This is a genomic window from Streptomyces sp. NPDC008121, from assembly GCF_042957155.1.
In the GTDB taxonomy this organism is placed as follows: domain Bacteria; phylum Actinomycetota; class Actinomycetes; order Streptomycetales; family Streptomycetaceae; genus Streptomyces.
The window spans coordinates 67,899-89,524 of record NZ_JBIBHT010000011.1; the positions used below are offsets into that span (position 1 = coordinate 67,899).

General features: G+C 68.2%; 9 protein-coding genes and 1 pseudogene. 8 read left to right on the plus strand and 2 right to left on the minus strand.

All coding sequences use genetic code 11. The features are described from left to right. Positions 1-122 precede the first annotated feature (122 nt). Positions 123-761, minus strand: a complete 639-nt coding sequence (locus tag ACFZBD_RS31265; RefSeq protein WP_391146243.1) for a DUF4360 domain-containing protein — start codon at positions 759-761, stop codon at positions 123-125. A gap of 1,759 nt (positions 762-2,520) precedes the next feature. On the opposite strand from ACFZBD_RS31265, the gene ACFZBD_RS31270 reads away from it, so the two are divergent. From ACFZBD_RS31270 to ACFZBD_RS31280, 3 genes and pseudogenes are all read left to right on the plus strand, one after another. Then, on the plus strand, positions 2,521-2,721 hold the full coding sequence (locus ACFZBD_RS31270; protein ID WP_391146257.1) for a DUF6191 domain-containing protein: 201 nt from the start codon (positions 2,521-2,523) through the stop codon (positions 2,719-2,721). Between the two features lie 11 nt (positions 2,722-2,732). After that, positions 2,733-3,026, plus strand: coding sequence for a WhiB family transcriptional regulator (locus tag ACFZBD_RS31275; RefSeq protein ID WP_391146259.1), 294 nt, complete (start codon positions 2,733-2,735; stop codon positions 3,024-3,026). A 1,728-nt stretch (positions 3,027-4,754) separates the two neighbouring features. Beyond that, a pseudogene (locus tag ACFZBD_RS31280) lies at positions 4,755-5,140 on the plus strand (IS110 family transposase); the annotation flags it as partial. A gap of 49 nt (positions 5,141-5,189) precedes the next feature. Here ACFZBD_RS31280 and ACFZBD_RS31285 read toward each other — a convergent pair. Continuing rightward, the gene (locus ACFZBD_RS31285) at positions 5,190-5,636 is read right to left on the minus strand and encodes a hypothetical protein (RefSeq protein ID WP_391146245.1); all 447 of its coding nucleotides are present in this window, start codon (positions 5,634-5,636) and stop codon (positions 5,190-5,192) included. 1,154 nt (positions 5,637-6,790) lie between these two features. On the opposite strand from ACFZBD_RS31285, the gene ACFZBD_RS31290 reads away from it, so the two are divergent. The 5 genes from ACFZBD_RS31290 to ACFZBD_RS31310 all read left to right on the plus strand — a co-directional run. Further along, on the plus strand, positions 6,791-11,893 hold the full coding sequence (locus tag ACFZBD_RS31290; protein ID WP_391146247.1) for an RHS repeat-associated core domain-containing protein: 5,103 nt from the start codon (positions 6,791-6,793) through the stop codon (positions 11,891-11,893). 930 nt (positions 11,894-12,823) lie between these two features. Beyond that, positions 12,824-12,991, plus strand: coding sequence for a hypothetical protein (locus tag ACFZBD_RS31295; protein ID WP_391146248.1), 168 nt, complete (start codon positions 12,824-12,826; stop codon positions 12,989-12,991). 299 nt (positions 12,992-13,290) lie between these two features. Next, the gene (locus ACFZBD_RS31300) at positions 13,291-18,525 is read left to right on the plus strand and encodes an RHS repeat-associated core domain-containing protein (protein ID WP_391146249.1); all 5,235 of its coding nucleotides are present in this window, start codon (positions 13,291-13,293) and stop codon (positions 18,523-18,525) included. 752 nt (positions 18,526-19,277) lie between these two features. Further along, positions 19,278-19,766 (plus strand): zinc ribbon domain-containing protein, encoded by a 489-nt coding sequence (locus ACFZBD_RS31305; protein WP_391146252.1) that lies wholly within the window; start codon positions 19,278-19,280, stop codon positions 19,764-19,766. 124 nt (positions 19,767-19,890) lie between these two features. Next, a partial coding sequence (locus ACFZBD_RS31310; RefSeq protein WP_391146253.1) for a hypothetical protein occupies positions 19,891-21,626 on the plus strand: 1,736 nt, incomplete at its 3' end.

Consider the following 21,626-nt stretch of genomic DNA (forward strand, 5'->3'; position numbering starts at 1 on the left):
GCTGGAGAAGCAGGCGGCCAGACCGCTGCCCCCGCGGGCACATCCTGCTCCTCCACGCAGCCGGCGCATGCCAGGAGAGCCCGGGCTGCCCGGCATGCCGCCCCCGGCGCCCGCCAGCGGCACTAGGGGCAGGGCCGCCAGGCGAGGTGATACTTCGTGCTGACACTGGCGTCAGTCGAATCCATTGTCATGAAACTCGTGGACCCCGGGCTTGACGTGCCGGGCAGAACGCGGAGTTCCGTATTGATATTGAAATTCCTCCGCTCCCCGCACGGAGCCCACACCAGCTGTGCCACCTCAGTAACATCACTGGCCTGCCAGTTGTCGTAATAGGGACCGTTGAGCTGATGCGTCTTCCGGGTAGTCTGCGTCATGCCCTGGAAATAATAGCTGGCCCTCTCCTGCCCGTATGCTCCGCGCGCCAGGGAAGCATATCCCCGGTAGTCCGCCCGGGCAATGGCATAGGTGAACCCCTGGGGAACGTAAACACGCAGGTTCAGCTGGCAGTTTTTACGGTACTCCGTAGGGTCGGAACCCCCGCCCGCCCTGGCCAGGTAATCACTGTAAGTGACTGTGAATGCCGTGTTGTCCGGCGCGACGGCGACGGCGGTGGTCCCTGCGGGGCAGCCCGACCCGTTAACTGTCGCCAGCTCAATCGCGATCTTGTCGGGAGGTACATCAAGAACCGGCGCACCATGGGCAGGAGCTGCTGTGGCGAACAATGCTGCAGCAGCCGCGCTCACCGCCAGACTGCGAATCATGTCCCTCTCCCATTCTCTGAGGCTGTGATGCGGAACTGGTCGGCATCGCGCACATGTCATCACGCCCGGCCGGCATATGTGAAGGGGGAGTGCAGAAGTAATAGGGAGTGGCTGGATTGAACGCCCGGATACAGCCGCGAAAGCCGCCAGCTTCACCCGGTAAATGTCACACCATCAACTACCGGGAACGCGGAGAATCACAGCTCAGTGGCGCCTGAGCGGGCCGGACAGGCAAAGATGCACCATTCAGTGCCCGCCGCAGAAGCCAGGCGGCGCCGCCCCCCGGGGGCGCCGGCAGCGAAAACTGACACGGCAGCCCGCGCCCGGGGACAGGCAGAATCGAGCCTCCGCTGCCAGCCCGGCTGAGCACGCCGGCCCTGTGCCAGCCTGCAGGCGGGCCCGGGCTGGCACTTGCCGCCGTGGGCCTGGCAACCACTCGCCGGCCACAGAGGCAGCCCGGCCGTCCAGGGCCGGGATCCGCTGACCGGCACTGGGCGAGACAGGGGCACGGGCGGCGGTGAGACCATGCTCCGGCAGCACGCGGAAATTCACGGCGGCATGCCGTCCGGGGCTGCGCGGTTCGTGCGACCCGGTGCGGACAGCAGCCGCCGATCGCTTATCCCGGAACCGGCCGCGGGCCGGGGAACGGGCCGTGCTTATGAACGTGCACCGGCACGGACCAGAGCAGCAACCTGACGCCAGCTGCCCAGGCCTCCTCAGCTGCAACCAGCCCTCCACGCTGCCTGAAGAGACCGCAGCCCGGCAGGGCATTGCTGGAACAGCTGTGGGCATCTGCTTGTCTCCGGCCAGCTCAGGGAGATGCGAGGCAGCGCTTGGAGGAGCTTGGCTGCCCGTGGCGCCTGCCCTCATCAGGGGGCCTTTTCGCTATCCCTGGGCGGCGTTGCACATGCCAGCGGCGTCACCCGCTGTCCCGGGGTGCCGGCCCGGTAGCGCCGCGCACCGCCGCACTGCGCGGCAGCACGGATCGTCCCGGGCGTGGAACCGTTCTGAGAGCTGCGCAGCCGCCCTCTGGGGACAGCGACAGAACCTGGCCGGCGGTTTCCCGCGTCCGGGGCAGGGCCGTGGTGCGGTGTTGCGCTTCTGGCTGCTGCCTGAATGCTCGGCGCATGCCAGGCCCCGCCCGTGAACCGCCTGCCGTCAAGAGGCCCGCTGGACTGGCAGTTCCGCTTCGTAGCACCGCCAGACAGGGAGAGCCCAGATGACGGTGGCATACGGGCGGGCGAGGACGAGTACGGCCTGGACGTGAGTGCGACCTGGCCGGCAGCTCCACAGCAGACCTGTCCGCACTTCCGGGGCAGCGCCAGAGCCGTCATGAAACCGGGCGGCGAGGCAAGGCAGTTCACGAGGACAGGCTTGTCACAGCTGCCCCCGGTACCCCTGCGCACCCCCGGCGACCGGCGATCAGCCCGATCAAGAAGGCAGAGCCGCCTGAGAGTGCGCAGGGGCTCAGCATCTCCCGGCCTCGGCTCGGGTTCTGCGCTGCGGGAGCGGGAGCTGCCTTGCGCAGGAGCGCCGGGCAGAGGCGCACGGGTCCCGGCAGCGCCCTGTCCGGAGTTGCCGGTGTGCCTGGCCGGCCGCGCTGGAGACACCAGGTGTGTCCGGTCCTCTGCGGACTGGCCGTCGTTCGGTCCGTGCCTTCCGTCACCACGCCGTAGGTCCGATTGCCGGATGTTGTGTGCCGTGCTTGCGCGTGAACATGGTTGCGTACGTTCTCGATGGCACTGGTGAGCAGGGTTTTATGATTGGCTCTCTTTTTGAACAGATTTTCGCCCCGAGCAGCAGGTATTCCGCTCACGAGCGTCAGCGTCTTGCGCTGGCTAAGGATGAGAACACAGCGTCCGGGATGAGCGGCGGCCCGATCGACCTGGACTCGGGGAAAGTGCGGATCGCAGCTGAATGTAGAGGCGCTGCGGCGGGAGCACCGGGGAGCGCGGCATGAGCACAGCGGATATGACCCGCTCCCCTGTGTTTCCGTACCCGTTCCTTTCCAGCTTGTCCGCGGGGAACTGGCGTCATCTTGCTGCATGCGCCGGAGCTGACGGCGAGATTTTCTTTTCAGATGACCAGGCTGCAAGCAGCGGTGCCCAGCGCCTGTGTGACGCCTGCCCTGTTGTCCGGGAGTGCGGCGCGTATGCAGAGGAGGCTCCTGAACGGTTCGGGGTGTGGGGCGGGATGACAGCCAGGCAGCGCGGCTGGAACCCTGCCGGGGTCCGCAACCGGGGCCGCAGAGGGGAAGCCGCCTGACCTCCGGGCAGGCCCTGGGGCCGTCAGGCCAGGGGCTGGAGCGGACAGAGTGCTGGACCGCTCCCGCACAGCGCTCCCGGTCTGCGCTTTTGGAAACGGTGTCCAGGCCGCTGCGGCAGCCGGGGAACTCGCCCGCTGTGCGGCAGCCAGCGCGGGGCCGGGGCGGAGCCTGGACGGGAGCGCCACAGACGCCTGGCCGGTACCTCCCCTGGCCGGGGACTCACCAGAGCAACCGCCGCACGCGCCACAGCCCTGCGCAGGAGACAGCGCGTCCGGGCCAGGATGCTGCCCTGGCGGGCAGGAGGGCCGGGCCGGCAGACCGCAACGGCGCTGCACGACGGCGTGCGCACAAACCTGCAGTGGACGGGGCCGCGCGGCAGGACGCTGCCGCAAGTGCGCTGGCAGAACAGCTGCGGCCGGATGGCCTCGGGCCGGCTGCTCCTTCCCCCCGGTGGGCGCAGGTGACCAGGACCCCCGCGCGCGGGAACCCGGGCGGGTGCAGGCCGCCCAGACTGCCAGGGCTCCCCTGCGGGCCGCGCCAGGCATTAGCCGGCTTCGCTTTCAGCCGCCCCGTCATCCAGTCGCAGGTTTCCGTCAAAGGTTTTTCCAGCTGTCATGTAAAGACGATGCAGTCTTCTGGACGGGAGCTTACCGTGCATACACTCCGCGAATTCGTGAGAAGCATTTTCCAGGCTGTTGCGCCTATGCTTGGAATTTACCCCCACCACCGGGCCAGCCGCGCGCCTGTGTCCGGTGTCTGCCGGTCACCCCATATGTGACCGTGCGTGTCCTGGCACCAGCAGGCTTGAGAGCCGTCGTCTGAAGCCGCGGGGCGGCTTCTTGCCCTGAACGGCCAGGGGCGCCCGTCATACGTGCTCACGCCCGGCCCGCCCGCAAGCACGGAAGAACTTGCCTCATCGGTCACGCCGGGCCGGGTCCCGGAACGTACTGCTGTGCTCCGGCTGCCCTTTCGAACCGGAGATGTGACGTCTGCGCACCTGTCTCCGGCAAGTCCTGCTGGCTGCGTATGCGTTCCTGCGCCGGAGCTGTTTCCCGTCACCGCCTGGCGGGCGTCGCGCCGGCAGGCGATGTGACGTCTTCTGAGCTGCACAGTGCAAGACCTGGGTTCGGGGCAGGAGAAGACTCGCGCCGGGGAACGCGGGATGCCGCAGGCCGCCTGCCGGTCCCGGCCGTGAGCAGGAGCGGTGCGTCCTGGGGAGTGGTGGGCGGGCTCCCAGCTGATTCCGGGCGCTTGGCCCGGCAGCTATGGGAACCGCCGGATAAGGGATAGCCGCCGGCTGATCTTTCAGGACGGCCAGGCTCTGAAGCGGAAGACAATCCCGTCCCGGTCAGTCCGGACCTGCTGCGCGCCATGGTCAGGACGTTCGGCGCGCTCAGTCCCGGCGGAGGCCGGCGCGCTCTGCAGCGCCGGATACGGGCAGGTCAGCGACGAGAGGGGCAGCCATCGCAACGGTTCTCGCCCCCGCAGGCGGGGACCGGCGCGGGGCGGCCGTGATCACCGTCCTCGGGCTGCGGCAGAGCAGCTGCTTCCCGCACTGGCTTCTCGGACGTCATCCGCCGGGCGGCTGCCGACCCGGGGGTGAGACCCTCCGCCGGTGTACGGGCGGGAGCCGATGGGGATCCTCGTTTCCGAGGCCATCGCGCCGCAAACACCCAGCTGCCCCTCGTCGGGGAACAGCGCCTGCAAGGCCGGCAGGCTCATTGGGGGGCCGGTTTCGTGAGCACGGGCTCACCGGCATCGTCCTGAGCGTCCCCGGCATCGGCACCGTGCTGGGAGCAGAGTTCCTCGGCGGCAGCCTGGAGGTGCTCAACTCCCCGGACGCCCTCTCCGGCGTCGCACCGGCGCCTCGAGACTCCGGCAAGGTCAGCGGCAACCTCCGCCGGCCGCTCACCTGTCACCGGCGGCTCCAGCGCGCCTTGTGCATGCGATCCGAGCTCGCGGGAGTTCCAGGGCCGCAAGCGGGCCGGGGGGGGGAAGAAGCATGTCCAGGCCGTGCCCGCTCTTGCCCGCCGACGCAGGCAGCGTCATCTGGGCCCTGATCCGCGGCCGACGGCGCTGCAACGGGGCGCCGCCAGTCACCGCAGCCGCTTGACAACAGCATGAGGAAGCCGTGACAGGACTCCGCTTCTCCCGGCGCCGGGTCAGGGGATCATGCGTGATACGGAGCCGATGAAGGCGCCTTCCCAGGGGTTGCCGGGATCCCCGTAGTGCACCTGCGCAAAGGTCACGCCGGCCGGAAGCCTGAACCCGAAGTCTCCCCACTCAGGGGTGCTCATGCTGCCGTCGTGGAGCGGAATCACTTCTCCGGTCAGCATGCTGACGGCAAAGTACTCGCCTCCGTAACAGCCCTGCGGCTGGCTGGACAGGGAGAATACGGCCCATTTGCTGATCTGCGGTGCGCTGTGAGGGTAGCTCGCGTTGATGTTGGTGAGTACATAGTTGTCGCCGGTCGTCCCGGTCGTTTCCTGGGTGACCGAGCACGTCTGGCGGGGGGCCGCCTGGGCCGTGCCGGCGCCAGCTCCGAACAGAGCCGCAGTGGCCATTGCAGCGGACAGCAGGGAAACCGAAGCTGTACGGGCGGCACGCATGCCTGATCCTCTCAGAATTTCGCTGGAAGTATTCCGGGCCTGATCAGAACAAGGAGCATCACGCGTGTCACACGCCAGCGGCAACTTCCAGCCAATTTGGCGGCAATAGTCCCTTATCGGGGATTTAACGGGGCGGCAGGAATTGTCGTGGCACAGCCGTGCTCCCGCGCGGGGTTCACAGCGTGCGGACCGCGGCCGCATGCAGTGCCCGTGGGGCCCTGGCCGCCGGCGTTTTCCCAGGCGGGACCGTACGTGCCGTCCGGTGCTGCCGCCGGCGGGGTTCCGCCGGGCCAGAGCGCGGCCGGGCCGGGCAGGCCGCGGAGGTATCGGCCTCCTCCTGCGGCAGGCCAGCGGTGAGTTCCGGTCCGGCCGGGAAGCTGGCCGGATAGGACAGGGGCGGAGCTGTCGGCAGGCCAGCCGGGCAGTGCGCGGACGGCAGCCACGGGCAGGCGCCCTGGGGGGCGGTCTTGGGGCTCTTCCGCCGCTGGCGACGTGACGGCACCTGGCCCGGACTGCTGTCCCGGCTGCAGGCCCGGACGGATGCGGCAGGGCTGCTCCTGCAGGAAACCAGCGCCGCCTCGACGGCCTGCCGGGCCCCTCAGCATGCCGCAGGCACTGGCACGAGGGAGGGGCCCAGAAGGAAGCGCCAGGCGGCTCTTGCCGCGTGCCCGGCGGCCACGCGCCTGGGACGTCCCGGGATGGCTTCCGCCCCCGGGATTCATCTGGCTGCGGGCAAGCCGGCCGTCTCCTTTCCGCCCCGCCGGGACGTGACGGCAGAGGGCCTGGCCGCCCGGCGGGGCTCCACTTGCCGCGGACCGGCAGCCACGGGCTGGCCCGGTCTGCCGGTGTGCTGCCGGCGGGTGCTGTCTGACCAGCCCCTGAAAGACCGGCCGATCAGCCTGCCGAGACCAGCCTCGGTGAGCCCCGGTCGTCTGATTCCGCCCGGCACCAAAGGGCGGTCTTCTGATTCCGTACCAGTTCCGTGTGCCCTGTCTGGAGATGTCATGCCTCACCGTCAGTCCGCTGATGCCCCACGTACTGCGGGTCCGCGTCGGCGTATGGGCTGGCTTCGCCGTGTGGGGCTGGCCACCGCAGTGGTCATGGCTGTCACCACCGTGCCGGTCGTGACAGCCAGTGCCGTGTCCGGTGTGTCCATGGCTGGCGCTGCCGGAGTATCGGGTGCGGTGGCTATGGGCGGCGGCGCCACCGGCAGTATCAGTGAGCAGACCGGGGCGTTCCAGACCGTTCTGCCGCTGGTGTCCCTGCCCGGCCGCGGGAGCACGGGGGTGGAGCTGGCACTGGCCTACGACCAGACTGCGGCGGGTGCGGGGGCGGACCGGCACGGGCTGGGGCAGGGTATGGGTCTGGGCAAGGCGTTTGTAGACCCGGACGGCGGCGGCACTCTGCACACGGGCTCGGGCGGCAGTTACCCCGTCAAGCACGGTGACACGACGGGTACCGGTCTGGAGCGGTACCTGCTGAAGGACCTCGCCTTCCGCGAACAGCCGGGCACTCTCCCGCAACGCGGGGGCTTGGACGGTGTGCCGCGGGAGTACCGGTGGGTTCTCACTTACGACGATGGCCGGAAGAACTACTTTTCTGCCGAGGGTGACCTGATCGCCGAGAAGGATGCGTTCGGCAACGAGACTGCCTATGCGTGGGAAGTCCGGGACGGGCAGCACCGTCTGGAGCGGGCGGTCGACCCCTACGGGCAGGCGGTCACTTTCGACTACAGCACTGAGGGCCGGGTTACCGTCACCTCACCCGAGCGCAGTGACGGCAAACGGCCGCAGGTGGTGCTGCACCTGGAAGGCGGCCGGGTCACGTCGGTGACATATCCGGAAGACCAGAGGATCCAGCTGGCGTGGGACTACACCCCGCAGGGTCTGCCCGGGCGGCTGCTGACCCGGGTGGAGGCGCCGGCCGGTGCGGTCACCCGGGTCGGCTATGACCAGCCCCACGGGTTTCCCGTGGTCTCTTCGCTGAAGGTCACCGACCAGGAAGGGAAGAACCTCACCCTGGAGCGCACCTTCCGTCTCGGCGCGGAGGGTGAGCATGCGGGGCATGACTTCACCGGCCGCGGCCAGTATGAGAGCGCGGATGATCTGTTCGACAGTGCGGATGAGGACTACCGGTATGTGACGGAGCTGTCGGACGGGCGTTCCACTGTCCGCTCCGTCTACAACAGCCTGCACCTGCTGAAGGAACGCACCGTGTCGCTGAACGTGAACGGTGAGCCGGAGCCGGTGCGGACCCAGGAAATGCAGTACGAAGGCGAACGCGAGCAGGGCCAGGCCCCGCCGCCGGCCTCAGCTCTGCCCGCCAACTACAGCAAACCCGTCAGGGCCACCGTCACCGTCCACGACCCGGCCACGGGGAAGACCCGTACGGCCACGGAGACTGCCCGGTTTGATGAACACGGCCGTGAGGTGGAACGCACCGACGTGACGGGTGCGAAGACGGTCACCGAGTACGACCCCACTGCACTTGCCGCCGGAGGGGACGGCGGCGCGCAGCCGGCTGGTTACGGGCTGGCCGTGAACCAGACCGTGACCGGCAGCGACGGAGCTGAGACCGTCACCGAGAACACACTGTCAGAAGACCGCAGGAGTATCACCAGCACGACGGAGTCGGTGAAGAACGCCGGGGAAAAGGAGCCGTCGGCCCGCACGGTGACCCGCTCCCAGACCGACGGCCACGGAGAGATCACAGAAAAGACGGTTACCTGGGCAGAGGGGGCCAGACCCGAGGGTGCCCAGGGCCCCGATGAGGTCACCGAAACCTACGGGAGCACCACAGACACCGGCGCGCACACCCGTACCGAGACGGTGAAGAGCGCGGCCGGGGCCAGCAGCCAGGTGACCGATCTGGTCACCGGGCAGGTCATCCGGTCCACAGATCCGGAAGGCCGCACGGCCGAGACGGCCTATGACCTGGCCGGCCGGCCGGTCAGCCAGAAGGTGCCGGGCGGGCCGGACGGCGAAGGCCTGATCACCACCACCGAATACACCCCCGCCAGCACCACGGTCAGCATTCCCGGCCAGGACGGGAAGCAGCATGTGACCGTGGAGGAACGCGACCTGCTGGGGCGGACGGTGAAGAAGACCGACAACGTCCGCGACGGGGAGCTGACCGGCGACCCGGCCGCCCGCACCCTGCAGGCCGTCACGTTCGAGGACGAAGGGCGTACGGCCAAGGTCACCGACCAGGCCGGCCGCGTCACGGTCACCACCAGCGACGACCTGGGCCGGCCCGTCAAAGCGGTTGCGCCCAGCGGCCTGACCCAGCTCACCGTCTACACCGACGCCGCCACCGCCGCCACCTCCACGGTCACCGTCCTGACCCTGCCCGCCGGGGAAACCGACCCCGCCAAGGCCACGGTCACCGCCACCGAAACCCTCGACCAGGCAGACCGCCCCGTCGCCGCAGGCTCCTCGTTCGCCGACGGCACCCGGCAGGCTGGCAGCGCCACGTCCTACGACGGCCTGGGCCGCGTGGCCGAGGCCGTCTCGGGTGATGTGGCCGTCACCCCCGCCTACGGCCCGGCCGGCACCCCGGACACCACCACCCTCACCCCCAAGGACATCGAAGCGTTCCCCGGCGGAACGGTCACCGCCACCAGCCCGCAGGACCTCACCGGCGCACCCGTCGTCAAAACCCTCACCCCCGGCACCAGCCAGGGAGCGGACGGTGAAGGCCGCTCCGGCACCACCCAGATCCGCGACGCCGCAGGCCGGGTCACCGAGGAACGCCGCCCCGACGGGAAGAAGACCACCTACACCTACACCCCGTCCGGGCAGATCTCGGAGACCGTCTCCCCCGCCGGTATCCGCACCGCCTGCCGGTACGACGACAAGACCGGCCAGGTCCTCGAGACGGCAACCACATCAGCGGACGGCAAGACCACAGAGAAGACCGGCTACAGCTACGACCCCCACACCGGTGCCGTCACCGAGGTGTTCAGCCCCGACGACCGGGACGCCACGCTGATCGGCTACACCTACGATGCCGACGGCAACGTCACCGAAGTTGCCTACCCCGACGGCAAGAAGGTGCGGCAGGAGTTCGGGGACCACGGCCAGCTGGCAAAGTCCACCGATGCCGCCGGGCTGACCACCTTCTACACCTACAACCCCGACGGCACCCTCAAGGAGGCCGTCCAGTACGAACGCGATGACACCGCCAGCCCGGTCAAGGCGAAGGTTGCCTACACCTACGACGGCCTCGGCCGGATCACCAAGACCGACCGCGGCAATGGGGTGGTCACTGAAACCGAGTTCACCGGCGCCAGCCAGGTCAAGCACGAGAAGACCACTCGGGGCGGTGAGGTGATCACCGAAGCGTCGTACCTCTACGACAGCCACGGCAACCTGACCCAGCGCGCCGACACCCGTCCCGCAGCCGGTGCGGACGGTGCTCCCGGCAAGCCGGTGAGCACCACCACCCGCTACACCTACGACGCCTACAACCGCCTCACCGGATCAGAAGTCTCCGGCACAGGCGGGGAAAAGCTCAGCAGCACCCGTTACACCCTCAACGTCTCCGGCGACGTCACCAAAACCGAGGTCACCGGACACACCGGTGACCAGGCAGGGAAGACAGAAGTCACCGGGCACGGCATCGACAACAGCGGCCGCCTCACCACCCTCACCGTCAACGGCGAGCAGCGCCAGCAGGCTTTCGACACCGACGGCAACCTCACCACCGCACATGACGGCACCCTGTGGACCTACAACCTGAACGGCCAGCCCGCCACCCACACCACGCCCGACGGCACCACCACCACCTACACCTACTGGGCTGACGGTACCCGCGCCACCACCACCGAACAGGCCGGAACCGCCACTGCAGACAGGGAGCCTGCACCCGGGCAGACCACCCGCTTTTACTACACTCCCGACGGCACCCTGATCAACGACACCCACACCAGCGGCCAGGGCCCCGGTTCCCAGGGCGAGACCACCGCGTCCTACCTCCTCGCCGGAACCCGCCACGCCCGCACCCTCACCGGAGACGGCACAGAGACCGCCTCCCAGACCGGCGCCGGATACCTCCTCACCGACCGCCACGGCAGCACCACCGCCCTCACCGCCAGCGACGGCCAGGTAAGCCAGGCATGGCAGTACACCGACTACGGCCAGCAGGCCGGCGGCACCGGTATCTCTCTGAACCAGGCCGGCACCCCCGGGCCGTCAGGCGCAGCCCGCCAGCCCTTCACCTTCGCCGGCGGATACACCAGCGCTGACGGCACCCAGTACCTCAAGGCACGTCTCTACGACACCGCAACCGGACGCTTCACCACCCCCGACCCGGCGCCCCAGCACAACCGCTACCAGGCCATGAACGCCAACCCCATCACCAACATCGACCCCGAGGGCACCACCGCGATCTCCGACTCCGGCTGGATCGTCATCGGAACCGCCATCGCCTCTACCCTCATCACCCTCGCCCTCAGTGTCGTCCTGGGCCCTCCCGTGGGGCTCGCCGGCGCTGTCATGGCCTTCGGCAGCATCCTCGAAGCAGCCGGAACCGGCCTGGACATCTATGCCATGGAACAGGGCAAGGACAACATCAACGACCCCTTCAACATCGCAGCCATCACCGTCACCGCCGCCGGAGCCGCCCTCAGCATCGGCAGCACCCTCGCCAAATCCGCCGCCAAGGCCATCGCCAAAGCCCAATCCCGGATAGCCCGGAAAACCTATGCACCGCAGCTGGGAGAGTTCGCAGGCAAAATCCGCAAATCCGTCACGGGCGGTCACTCCATCCACACCCTCAGGAAAGCCGAAGAAGCCCGCGCCCTCGCGAACGAAGAAGTGACCCTGACCAAGATGCGTAAGCTGGCAGGGATCTCCCAACTAAGGGAGAAATTGACCCAGCAGGAGCTGAACAAGGCATTCGGTCTTCAGGAGAGCGGTACAGCAGATCTGCGTGAAGCTTCAGTACGGTCGGACAGGCTTTCAAGGGCTACGGCGAAACAGACCGTCACCAGCGCCGACAAGCCGTCCGTATCGGGACTCGCCGTCCAGAACGCTACCCCCCGCACGCTGGAGTTCGCCAAGAAATTCCGCGAAGCCCACAGAGCCGCAGCGGATCGAAACAACGCCATGATGAAAATCGGGCACCCGCACCAGCCTCACCTTGTGGCGGCTGGCATGCACAAGCAAGATAGCGGGTACATCTACTTCACCGGGCAGTACAAATCGGGACAGGGTTTCAGCACCGAAAGCCTTTCCTGGCTACTGACGCTCAACTGAGCCTCTTTCATCCTGATTACCTGCAGCCAGCAGCGTGTAGGCAGCTTGGACGAGGGTGCTGATGCGGCGGGGGCAGCTGAGGTCCTGGCGGAGAATCCGCCAGGACCTCAGCTGCGCGAAGGCCCCTCGCCGGGAGCTCAGAGCCGGGCATGGCCGCGGTTGAACTGCTGGCAAGCTCGCGGTTGCGGCGCTCGAGCTCTCGCAGCCGGGCCCGGTCCCCGGCTGCCAGGTCTGCATCAGCGGCAGGCTCCGTTTCCGCGCGATGCCTTCTTACCCCGGCCACGGAGCGTCTCAGGATTGATGCCGACCTCACGGCCGGCCCCGGTGACCCTCTTGCTTGATGCCAGCGCCATCCGGACGGAGCCTCGCGGAAATCCGGTGAGTATTACTTGGTGGTGCCGCTACTTCAGGGTCTTTGCGTGAAGACGCTTCGGTGTGGAGTGCCGCGGCCCAGGGCGGGTGACGGATTGCCCAGGTCTGGTTGGTACGGCGGGGCCGGGTACGGGTGCAGGCACGGTGCTGGTGATCATGTGAGTGTCTACGTCCCATAATCACCGAGCGGGCCCGTGCCTGCCTCTGCATCCTCTTCCATGCCCGCCGCGCTGGAACATCTGCCCCACGTCGGCCAGCTCCCGTCCCGATCTCTGCTGGCCCGCAATGTTTCCTGCTCTCCGTGCGGCGCTATCCGCGGCCCGCGCTGCTTGCGTCCGCCGCCGTCCTGGCCAGAGCACGCTCGCTCACTGTGATCACTGGATGGATCACCGGCGCGCCGAGGCGGGTCCTGCACACGCTGGGCTTCCCGCCCGACCCGCTGACCGGCGCGATCTCCCTCCTGCACCCCCGGGGGCCGTGCGCCGGCTGCTGGCCCGTCTGGCAGCGACGCCCTGATGCGATCGGCATCCCTCATACCGGCCGCTGCGGGTGGTCACGGTGGACGGCAAGACCGTCCGCAGCTCGCGCGCCCTGCAGAAGCCGGCCGTCGCCCTGCTGGCGTCGAGGGACCACACCGGCACCGTCCTGGCCCAGCGCCAGCCCGCCGGCACGAGCAACGAAATCCCCGCCTTCGCTCTGCTGGAGCCCCCCGCCTCGACGGGGTGACCGTCACCGCCGATGCGCTGCCCACCCAGCACAACCACGCCCGCTACCTGCATAGACGGGGCGCTCAATATCTCGCGGCCGTCAAGCCCAGCCACTCCGCCGGACGCGGCACGGCGGGATGGGCTCCGGCCGCTGCAGGGCTGCTGTGCCAGCATCCCTGGGGGGACGGCCGATCGCAGCCCGGAGGGCAGCCGGGTGGAGGATGCCCCACCGTTTTGTCCATGCCCTGGCGGACCGTGTCGCCGGAATCGCTGATGGGGTTGGGTAGTTCGTGACGATCCCTTTCTCAGTAGGTTGCTATGTGCGCTCTGACTGTTCCTGCCCGTGCCCGGGTGCTGGCTGATGGTGTGCGCTGCGGTGGGTGGCTGCGGCGTACGGCTCTGGCGACGGCGGTGGTGATGGCGGTGACGGCGGTGCCTGTGGTGTCGGGCGGTGTGGCGGCCGCTGCTTCTGTGTCTGCCGGGGCGGGGGTGTCGGGTGCGGTGGCGATGGGGGGTGGTGCGTCAGGGGAGATTGATGAGAAGACCGGCGCGCTCAGGACAGCTCTGCCGCTGGTCTCGCTGCCGGGCCGGGGCGGTGCGGGGGTGGGGCTGGTGCTGGGGTATGACCAGGGGGCTGCTGCGGCGGGCGTGGACCGGGCGGGTCTGGGGCAGGGCATCGGCCTGGGGAAGGCATTCGTTGACCCTGAAGGCGGCGGGACCCTGCGCACTGCCTCGGGAGGGAGTTTTGAGATCAGCGCGGGGGACCGGACCGGTACCGGTCTGAAGCGGTATCTGCTGAAGGACCTCATGTTCCGTGAGGCGCCGGGGGTGCTGGCGGAGCGTGCCGGGCTGGAAGGCGTGCCGCGGGAGTTCCGGTGGGTCCTGACCTATGACGACGGGCGGAAGAACTACTTCTCCGCGGACGGTGACCTGATCGCGGAGGAGGATCCGTTCGGGCACCAGAGCGTGTATGTGTGGGAGGTACAGGGCGGGCAGCACCGGCTGGTGCGGGCGGTGGATGCCTGGGGGCAGGCGGTCACCTTCGATTACGGTACCGAGGGCCAGGTGACGGTGGCCTCGCCGGAGCGCAGTGACGGGGCGCGGCCGCGGGTGGTGCTGCGCCTGGACGGCGGGCGGCTGGTGTCTGTGGTGGATCCGGCAGGCCAGGTGACGAAGCTGTCCTGGGACTTCACCCCGTCAGGGTCGCCGGGCCAGCTGCTGACCGGGGTGGAGGCCCCCACCGGTGCGGTGACCCGGATCGGCTACAGCGAGCCGCACGGCTTTCCCGTCGCCTCCTCGCTGAAGGTTACCGACGGGGAGGGCAGGAACCTGGCCGCGGAGCGGACTTTCACCCTGGATGTGACCGGCGAGCACACCGGTCATGACTTCACCGGCCGCGGCCAGTACGGCTCGGCCGATGAGCTGTTTGACTCCGCCGACCCGGACTACCGGTATGCCACCGAGCTGTCCGACGGGCGTTCCACCGTGCGGTCGGTGTTCAACAGCCTGCACCTGCTCAAGGAGCGCACTGCGTCGCTGAACACCGCAGGTGAGCTGAGGCCGGTGCGGACACAGCAGCTTGAGTATGAGGGTGAGCGTGACAACGGGCAGGCACCGCCGGCGCCGTCGGCTCTTCCGGCGAACTACGGCAAGCCCGTCAGGGCCACCGTCACCGTGCATGACCCGGCGACGGGGCAGAGCCGCACCACCGCCGAGACCGCCCGGTTCGATGAACACGGCCGGCAGGTGCAGCGCACCGGTGTCACCGGTGCGACCACTGTCACCGCATATGACTCCACCGCCCTCGACACCCCCGACAGCGGCGGTAGCAACGGCGGCGGGCCTGCGGGATACGGTCTGCCGCTGCGGACCGTGGTCACCGGAAGCGACGGCGCCCAGGCCATTACCGAGAACACACTTTCTGCCGACCGCAGGAGCATCACCGCCGTCAGAGAGCTGGTGAAGAACACCGGAGAAGACAAGCCCTCCGCCCGCACCGTCACCAGCTACCAGGTCGGCAGCCACGGCGAGGTCACAGGGAAGACCGTCACCTGGGCCGAGGGAGCAGAACCGGAGGACGCCGAGGGCCCCGACAGCATCACCGAGACCTACGCCAGCACCATCGACACCGCCGCACACCAGCGCACCGACACGGCCACCAGTGCAGCGGGAACGGTCACACAGGTCACCGACCTGGTCACCGGACAGACGGTGAAAGCCACCGATGCCGCGGGCGGCACCGTAACGGCCACGTTCGATGAGGCTGGCCGGCCAGTGTCCCGGACCGTGCCCGGCGGGCCGGACGGCAGGGGACTGACAACCACCTTCTCCTACACGCCCGTTACGACAACCGTGAGCACGCCCGGGCAGGACGGCGGGCAGCACATCACCGTTGAAGAGCGGGACCTGCTGGGCCGGGTGGTGAAGCAGACGGACAATGTCCGTAACGGTGAGCTGACCGGTGACCCCGCTGCACGCACCCTGCAGACCGTTCAGTTCGAAGACGAGGGGCGCACCGCGAAGGCCACCGATGGTGCCGGACGGACCAGCGTCACGGAATATGACGACCAGGGACGGCCGGTCAGAGCGGTTGCGCCGAACGGCATGACCCAGCTGACCGTCTACGCCGACGCTGTCACCGCACACACCTCTGCCAGGACTACGCTCCTGCTGCCGGCCGGGGAAAGCGATCCTGCCAAGGCCGTCACAGCCAGCACCAGCACGTTTGACCAGGCTGACCGGCCCGTAGCCGCAGAAGCGTCCTTCGGAGACGGCACAGAGCTGGCCGGCACTTCCCAGTCGTATGACTCCCTGGGCCGGGCCAGCCGTTCACTGTCCCAGGACATCATCACTGAACGCGCCTACGGCCCGGCCGGCACCCCCGCCACCACAACCCTCACCCCCCAGAATCCGGACTTCCCCGGGGAAGAAATCACCTCAAGCACGCGGGCAGACCTCGCCGGCAGCCCTGTGGTGAAGACCCTCACCGCAGGGCAGGGCCAGTCCGCTGAAAGCCGCACGGGCACCAGAGCCCTGCGCAATGCTGCCGGCCAGGTGACCGAAGAGGTCCGGCCGGACGGCAAGAAGACATTTCTCACCTACACCCCGGCCGGCCAGGCAGACGCAGCGGTCTCACCCGGCGGCACCCGGACCTCCTATGAGTACGGCAGAGATTCCCGCCGCCTGACCGGAATTACCGTTACCTCGGCCGACGGCAGGCGCACAGAGAAGTCCGGCTACGCCTACGATCCCTACACCGGAGCGGTCACGGGGGTCTTCGACCCCGACCGCAGAGACGAAACAGAGATCTCCTACAGCTACGACGCTGACGGCAACGTCACGGTCATCGCCTACCCCGACGGCAAAACTGTCCGGCAGACCTTCGATGACCACGGCCAGCGCACCTCGGTGACCGACACCGCCGGAATCACCACCGCCTACGCCTACAACCCGGACGGCACCCTTGCCAACGCGGTCCAGCGCAAGGGCGGGGAAGAGAACGCCCCGGTCATCTCTGAGGTCTCCTACACCTACGACGGTCTCGGCCGCATCGTGCAGATCGACCGCGGCAACGGCGTCACCACCCACATGACGTTCACCAGCGCCAGCCAGGCCAAGACCGAGAAGACTGTACGCGGCGCGGAAACCCTGAGCGAGGCGTCTTACACCTACGACCGGCACGGCAACCTCACGCAGCGGGTGGATGACCGGCCGTCGGCTGGTGCTGACGGCAGCGCAGGGCCGAAGACAAAGACCACGACCCGTTACACCTACGACGCCTACAGCCGTCTCACCGGATCACAAGTCCTCGCGGACCAGGGCCACCAGCTGACCACCACCCGCTACACCATCAACGTCTCCGGTGATGTCACCTCCGCAGCAGTCACCGCACATAACGGCGGGCAAGCGGGCAGGACCACGCTGACAGAGCACCGCATCGACCCCGCCGGCCGGCTCACCGAGGTGAAAACCGACGGAACCGGGCACGCCCAGACTTTCGATGACGAGGGCAACCTCCTCACCGACCACCAGGGCAACACCTACACGTACAACCTCCGCAACCAGCCCACCAGCCGCACCTCCCCTGACGGGAAGAAGACCACGTACACCTACTGGGCCAGCGGAGCCCGGGCAACCACCGCCGAAACCAGTACAGCCAGCCCGGACACGGACACCGCCAGGTTCTACTACGCCCCCGGCGACACCCTCCTCAACGACATCCACACCAGCAGCAGCGACCCCTCAGCGCAGACAGCCGCCTCCTACCTCCTGGCAGGAACAAGAGAAAGCCGTTCCCTGTCCGGCCCCGGCGCCGGACAGGGAACCGGCACAGGCGCCGGCTACCTCATCCACGACCGGCACGGAAACACCACCGCCCTCACGGCCAGCGACGGCACCGTCAGCCAGGCATGGAATTACACCGACTACGGCCAGCACGCCGACATCACCGGCCGCCCGCACCCGGCCCCTGCAGCACCCGCACCGGCAGGACAGGCGCGTAACCCCTTCACCTTCGCCGGCGCCTACACCAGCCCTGAGGGAACCCAGTACCTCAAGGCCCGCACCTACGATCCCGCCACCAAACGGTTCACCACCGCAGACGCTGCGCCCCTCCACAACCGTTACCAGGCCATGGACGCCAACCCCGTCATGAAGACGGACCCGTCAGGCACCACAGCGGTCTGGGACTACGTGGGATACGGCATCAGCGCAGCTATCACCATCGGCGCCATCCTGCTCACCTTCCTCGCTCCGCCCGCCGGGGCAGCCGCTATCGCCTCCGCCACCGCCGGTCTGATAGCCGACACGGCCGGACTCGTCCTGGAAAGCGTCGCGCTCGCCCATGACGCCACAGGCTTCCTCGGCGATGCCCCCGCCATCCGCGACGGCCTCTTCTACAGCGGCATGGCTCTCAGCATCACCGGCGGTATCACCAGCCTCGGGTCCAGCCGCCCTGCTTTGAAAGCCTATAAAGCCCTGAAGAAAGTCTTCAAGGGGCCTCCGGCCAGTGCGGAGGAATTGCGCCTGCGGCGCATGACCCCGTTCGAGGAGTGGCATCGTGGCGTATCCGGGCCGATCAAGACCAAATATCCTCTTGCGGCAGACCTGCCTGCGGAGGAGTTCCAGCAGTCACGCAAGTACGAGACGACAGAGACCGTCCCCCAGAACAACGGACTGCCTTCTGTTGAATTTGCGGACGGCGGAGGGCTGCACACCGTGCCCTACAGCGAGACCGATCACAGGCCGCTGAGAGACCTCATGGACGAGAATACTTTCATCCGGCTTGAACGAGCCGTCCTGACGGAGGATGGCGGCCTCCCCGCTGATGAGGCTTACTACAGATCACTCGGAGACAGAATGAGTGAGAACAGCGAGGCTGCCACAAAAATTATCCGGAAATTCCCATGGAACACCGACAAAATTTACAGGCCGACGCGGTATGTAGACGAGGCGGGGAGAACGGTGATCTCCGACGGGGGGGTTTACCCCCGCAACTACGATCCCGTGGAAACGCTGCCCGAGTGGACAGCCGTCACGCAGAACGACATGTGAGATGGCATCTCATCTGGTGCTCCCTGGCAGATGAGTGCAGGCGGTGAAGCGAGGGACTGGCCGGCTCTGCTTTCACCCGCGGGAGGAGCCGGCCAGGGCCCATGAACATGAAGTCAGCCTCGGTTCGTCACGGAGCCGGATGCAGCCGCTGGCCACTCCGGCAGTCCGCCCGTGATGCCCGTGGCCGGTGCATGACGAAGCGTCACGCACGCTGAGGGCCGGGGCCTGCAGGATCTGCGAGCTGGTCCGTGATAGCGGGCGAGGCGTCGCGCATGGCCGGCGGCGTGATCCGGCTGTAGTGATCATGGTGGGCCGGGTGGTGCTCACGCGCAAGGTGCTCACGGGGACCTCTCTCAGCGGTCACCTCGCCCGCCTGCGGAGGAGCTGGCGGTACTGGGGCAGGCCTGCCTTGAGGGCCGTGCCGCCGTCATGCTGCACGAGGCGGGGCCAGGAAGCAGGGGTGCAGGAGCGGGAGCCCGTCACCAGCTGGTGTCCGGCTGGCGGCCACGCTGATCCGTCCTCAGCGATGCGCCGCTGCAGGACTGGGCGACGGCAGGAGCGGGACCAGAACACCGAGGCCGTGCCGGTCCGGTTGATCCGGCCGGAGTACTGGGCCCGCAGATCCCTGGAGCTGACGCCGTCGAGCAAGTTGATCAGCTATGGCAGGGCGGCCTTCGGCAGGTAGTGCACCAGCAGGCGGACATGGCCGGCTTCGCCGTTGCACTCGCGCAGCCCGGTCTCGAAGCTGCCGCATGCCTCCGCATGACGGTACGGATAGCGGGGCCTGGTTCCCAGCGTGGTGTTTCCTCCAGATCCTCGCTGCCCAGGCTGAAAGCGCCGGACGGGAAGTGATGGCCGTGGACCCCCGCGACACCTTGGCGGCCTGCCCCGGATGCGGGCACGCCGCCAAGGAGAACCGGCCCGTACAGGAGAAGTTCCACTGCGTCCCCTGCGGCCACCAGGAGCACGCGGACACGGCAGAGGCTCCCAGCGTCCCGCAGGCCGGCTGGCCGGTCGCGAAGCAGCAGATCCCCGGCCTGCAGTACCTCTGCCCGCGGGGCCGTCTGGAGGATGACGGGCCGGCCACTTGGGGGGCCGGGGCTGTGCTGGCGGGTGCCCTGATGACGGATTCCGCCGGGCCCGCAGGGGAGGTTGAGTGTTCATGCACCAGTTTCTTCTTTCCTGTCTGGGGATCTCATGTGTTGTGTGCCTCTTGCCGCCCCTGCCAGGGCTCCGGGTAAGTGCCGGCGCCGGGGCGGCGGCTGGCTGCGCCGTGTCGGGCTTGCCACGGCCGCGGTGATGGCTGTGACGGCCGTGCCGGTGGCAACAGCCGGAGCGGCGTCTGCTGTGTCCAGTCCGGCAGGTGTGTCGGGCACCGTGGCCATGGGCGGCGGGGCAAGCGGCGGGATCAACGAGCAGACGGGTGCGTTCCAGAGTGTGCTGCCGCTGGTCTCCCTGCCCGGGCGGGGCGGGGCTGCAGCCGATCTCGCGCTCGCGTATGACCAGGCCGCGGCCGCTGCGGGGGTGGACCGGTGGGGCCTGGGGCAGGGCATCGGCCTCGGCAAGGCGTTCGTAGACCCGGAGGACGGCGGGACCCTGCACACCGCCAGCGGAGGCAGCTTCAAGATCAGCCCTGGTGACAGGACAGGAACGGGCCTGAAGCGTTACCTGCTGAAGGACCTCACCTTCCGGGAGTCTTCCGGAACCCTCCCGGGGCGGGAGGGGATGGAGGGCATGCCGCGGGACTACAGGTGGGTGCTGTCCTACAGCGACGGGCGTAAAAGCTTCTTTGCCGCTGAAGGCGGTCTGGTTGCCGAGGAAGACGCCTTCGGCAACCAGACCGCCTACATGTGGGAGCTGCACGGTGCCGGTCACCGCCTGATGCGGGTCGTCGATGCCTGGGGCCAGGCGGTGGAGTTTGATTACCGCACCGAGAACCAGGTCACTGTCACCTCGCCTGAACGCAGCGACGGCAGGAAGCCGCAGATCGTGCTGCACCTGCCCGAGGACGGCCGCCTGGCGTCCGTGGTCTATCCGGAGGGCCAGGTCACCAAGCTCTCATACGACTACGAGCCCGGCGGGATGCCGGGCCGGCTCCTGACCCGGGTTGAAGCTCCCACCGGGGCGGTCACCCGCATCGGCTATGCCCAGCCGCACGGCTTCCCCGTCGCCTCCTCAGTGAAGGTCACCGACCCCGACGGCAAGAACCTGACTTCCGAGCGGACTTTCACCATCGCTGCGGAGGGCGAGAACGCGGGGCATGACTACACCGGTAAGGGCCAGTACACCTCCGCGGACGAGCTGTTCGACTCGGCCGACCCTGACTACCGGTACAGCACTGAGCTGTCTGACGGGCGCTCCACGGTCCGCTCTACCTTCAACAGTCTTCACCTCCTCAAGGAGCGCACCGCGTCACTGATGGTGAACGGGCAGCTGCAGCCGGTTCAGACGCAGGAGCTGCAGTACGAGGGAGAACGGGACAACGGTGCCGTACCGCCGCCGGCGGCGGATCTGCCGGCGAATTACGCCAAGCCGACCCGGGCGACGGTCACCGTCCACGACCCGGCAACCGGCGGGACGCGCACCACGCAGGAGACCGCACGGTTTGATGATCACGGCCGTGAGGTGGAGCGCAAGGATGTCACCGGCGCCGTTACGGTGACCGAGTACGACCCCACCGCGCTCAGCGGGGAACCGGGGCAGGCAGGGTTCGGGCGGGTCCTGAAGCAGACCACCACCGGCAGTGACGGTACGCAGACCGTCACTGAAAACACTCTCTCTGCGGACCGCAAGAGCGTTGCCGCCGTGAAGCAGTCGGTGAAGAACGCCGGTGACAGCCAGCCGTCGGCCCGCACCGTTGCCGCTTTCAAGGTCAACGCCCAGGGTGAAGTCACGGAGAAGACCGTCACCTGGGCAGATGAGGCCGCGAAGCCGCAAAGCGTCCAGGGCCCCGACAAGGTGACCGAAACCTACGACAGCAGTGTCGACACAGCCAGGCACCAGCGGACCGACACGGTCACCAGCCCGGCTGGGGTCACCAGCCAGGTCACCGACCTGGTCACCGGCCAGGTCGTCAAGACCACGGACGCCGAAGGCCGCAC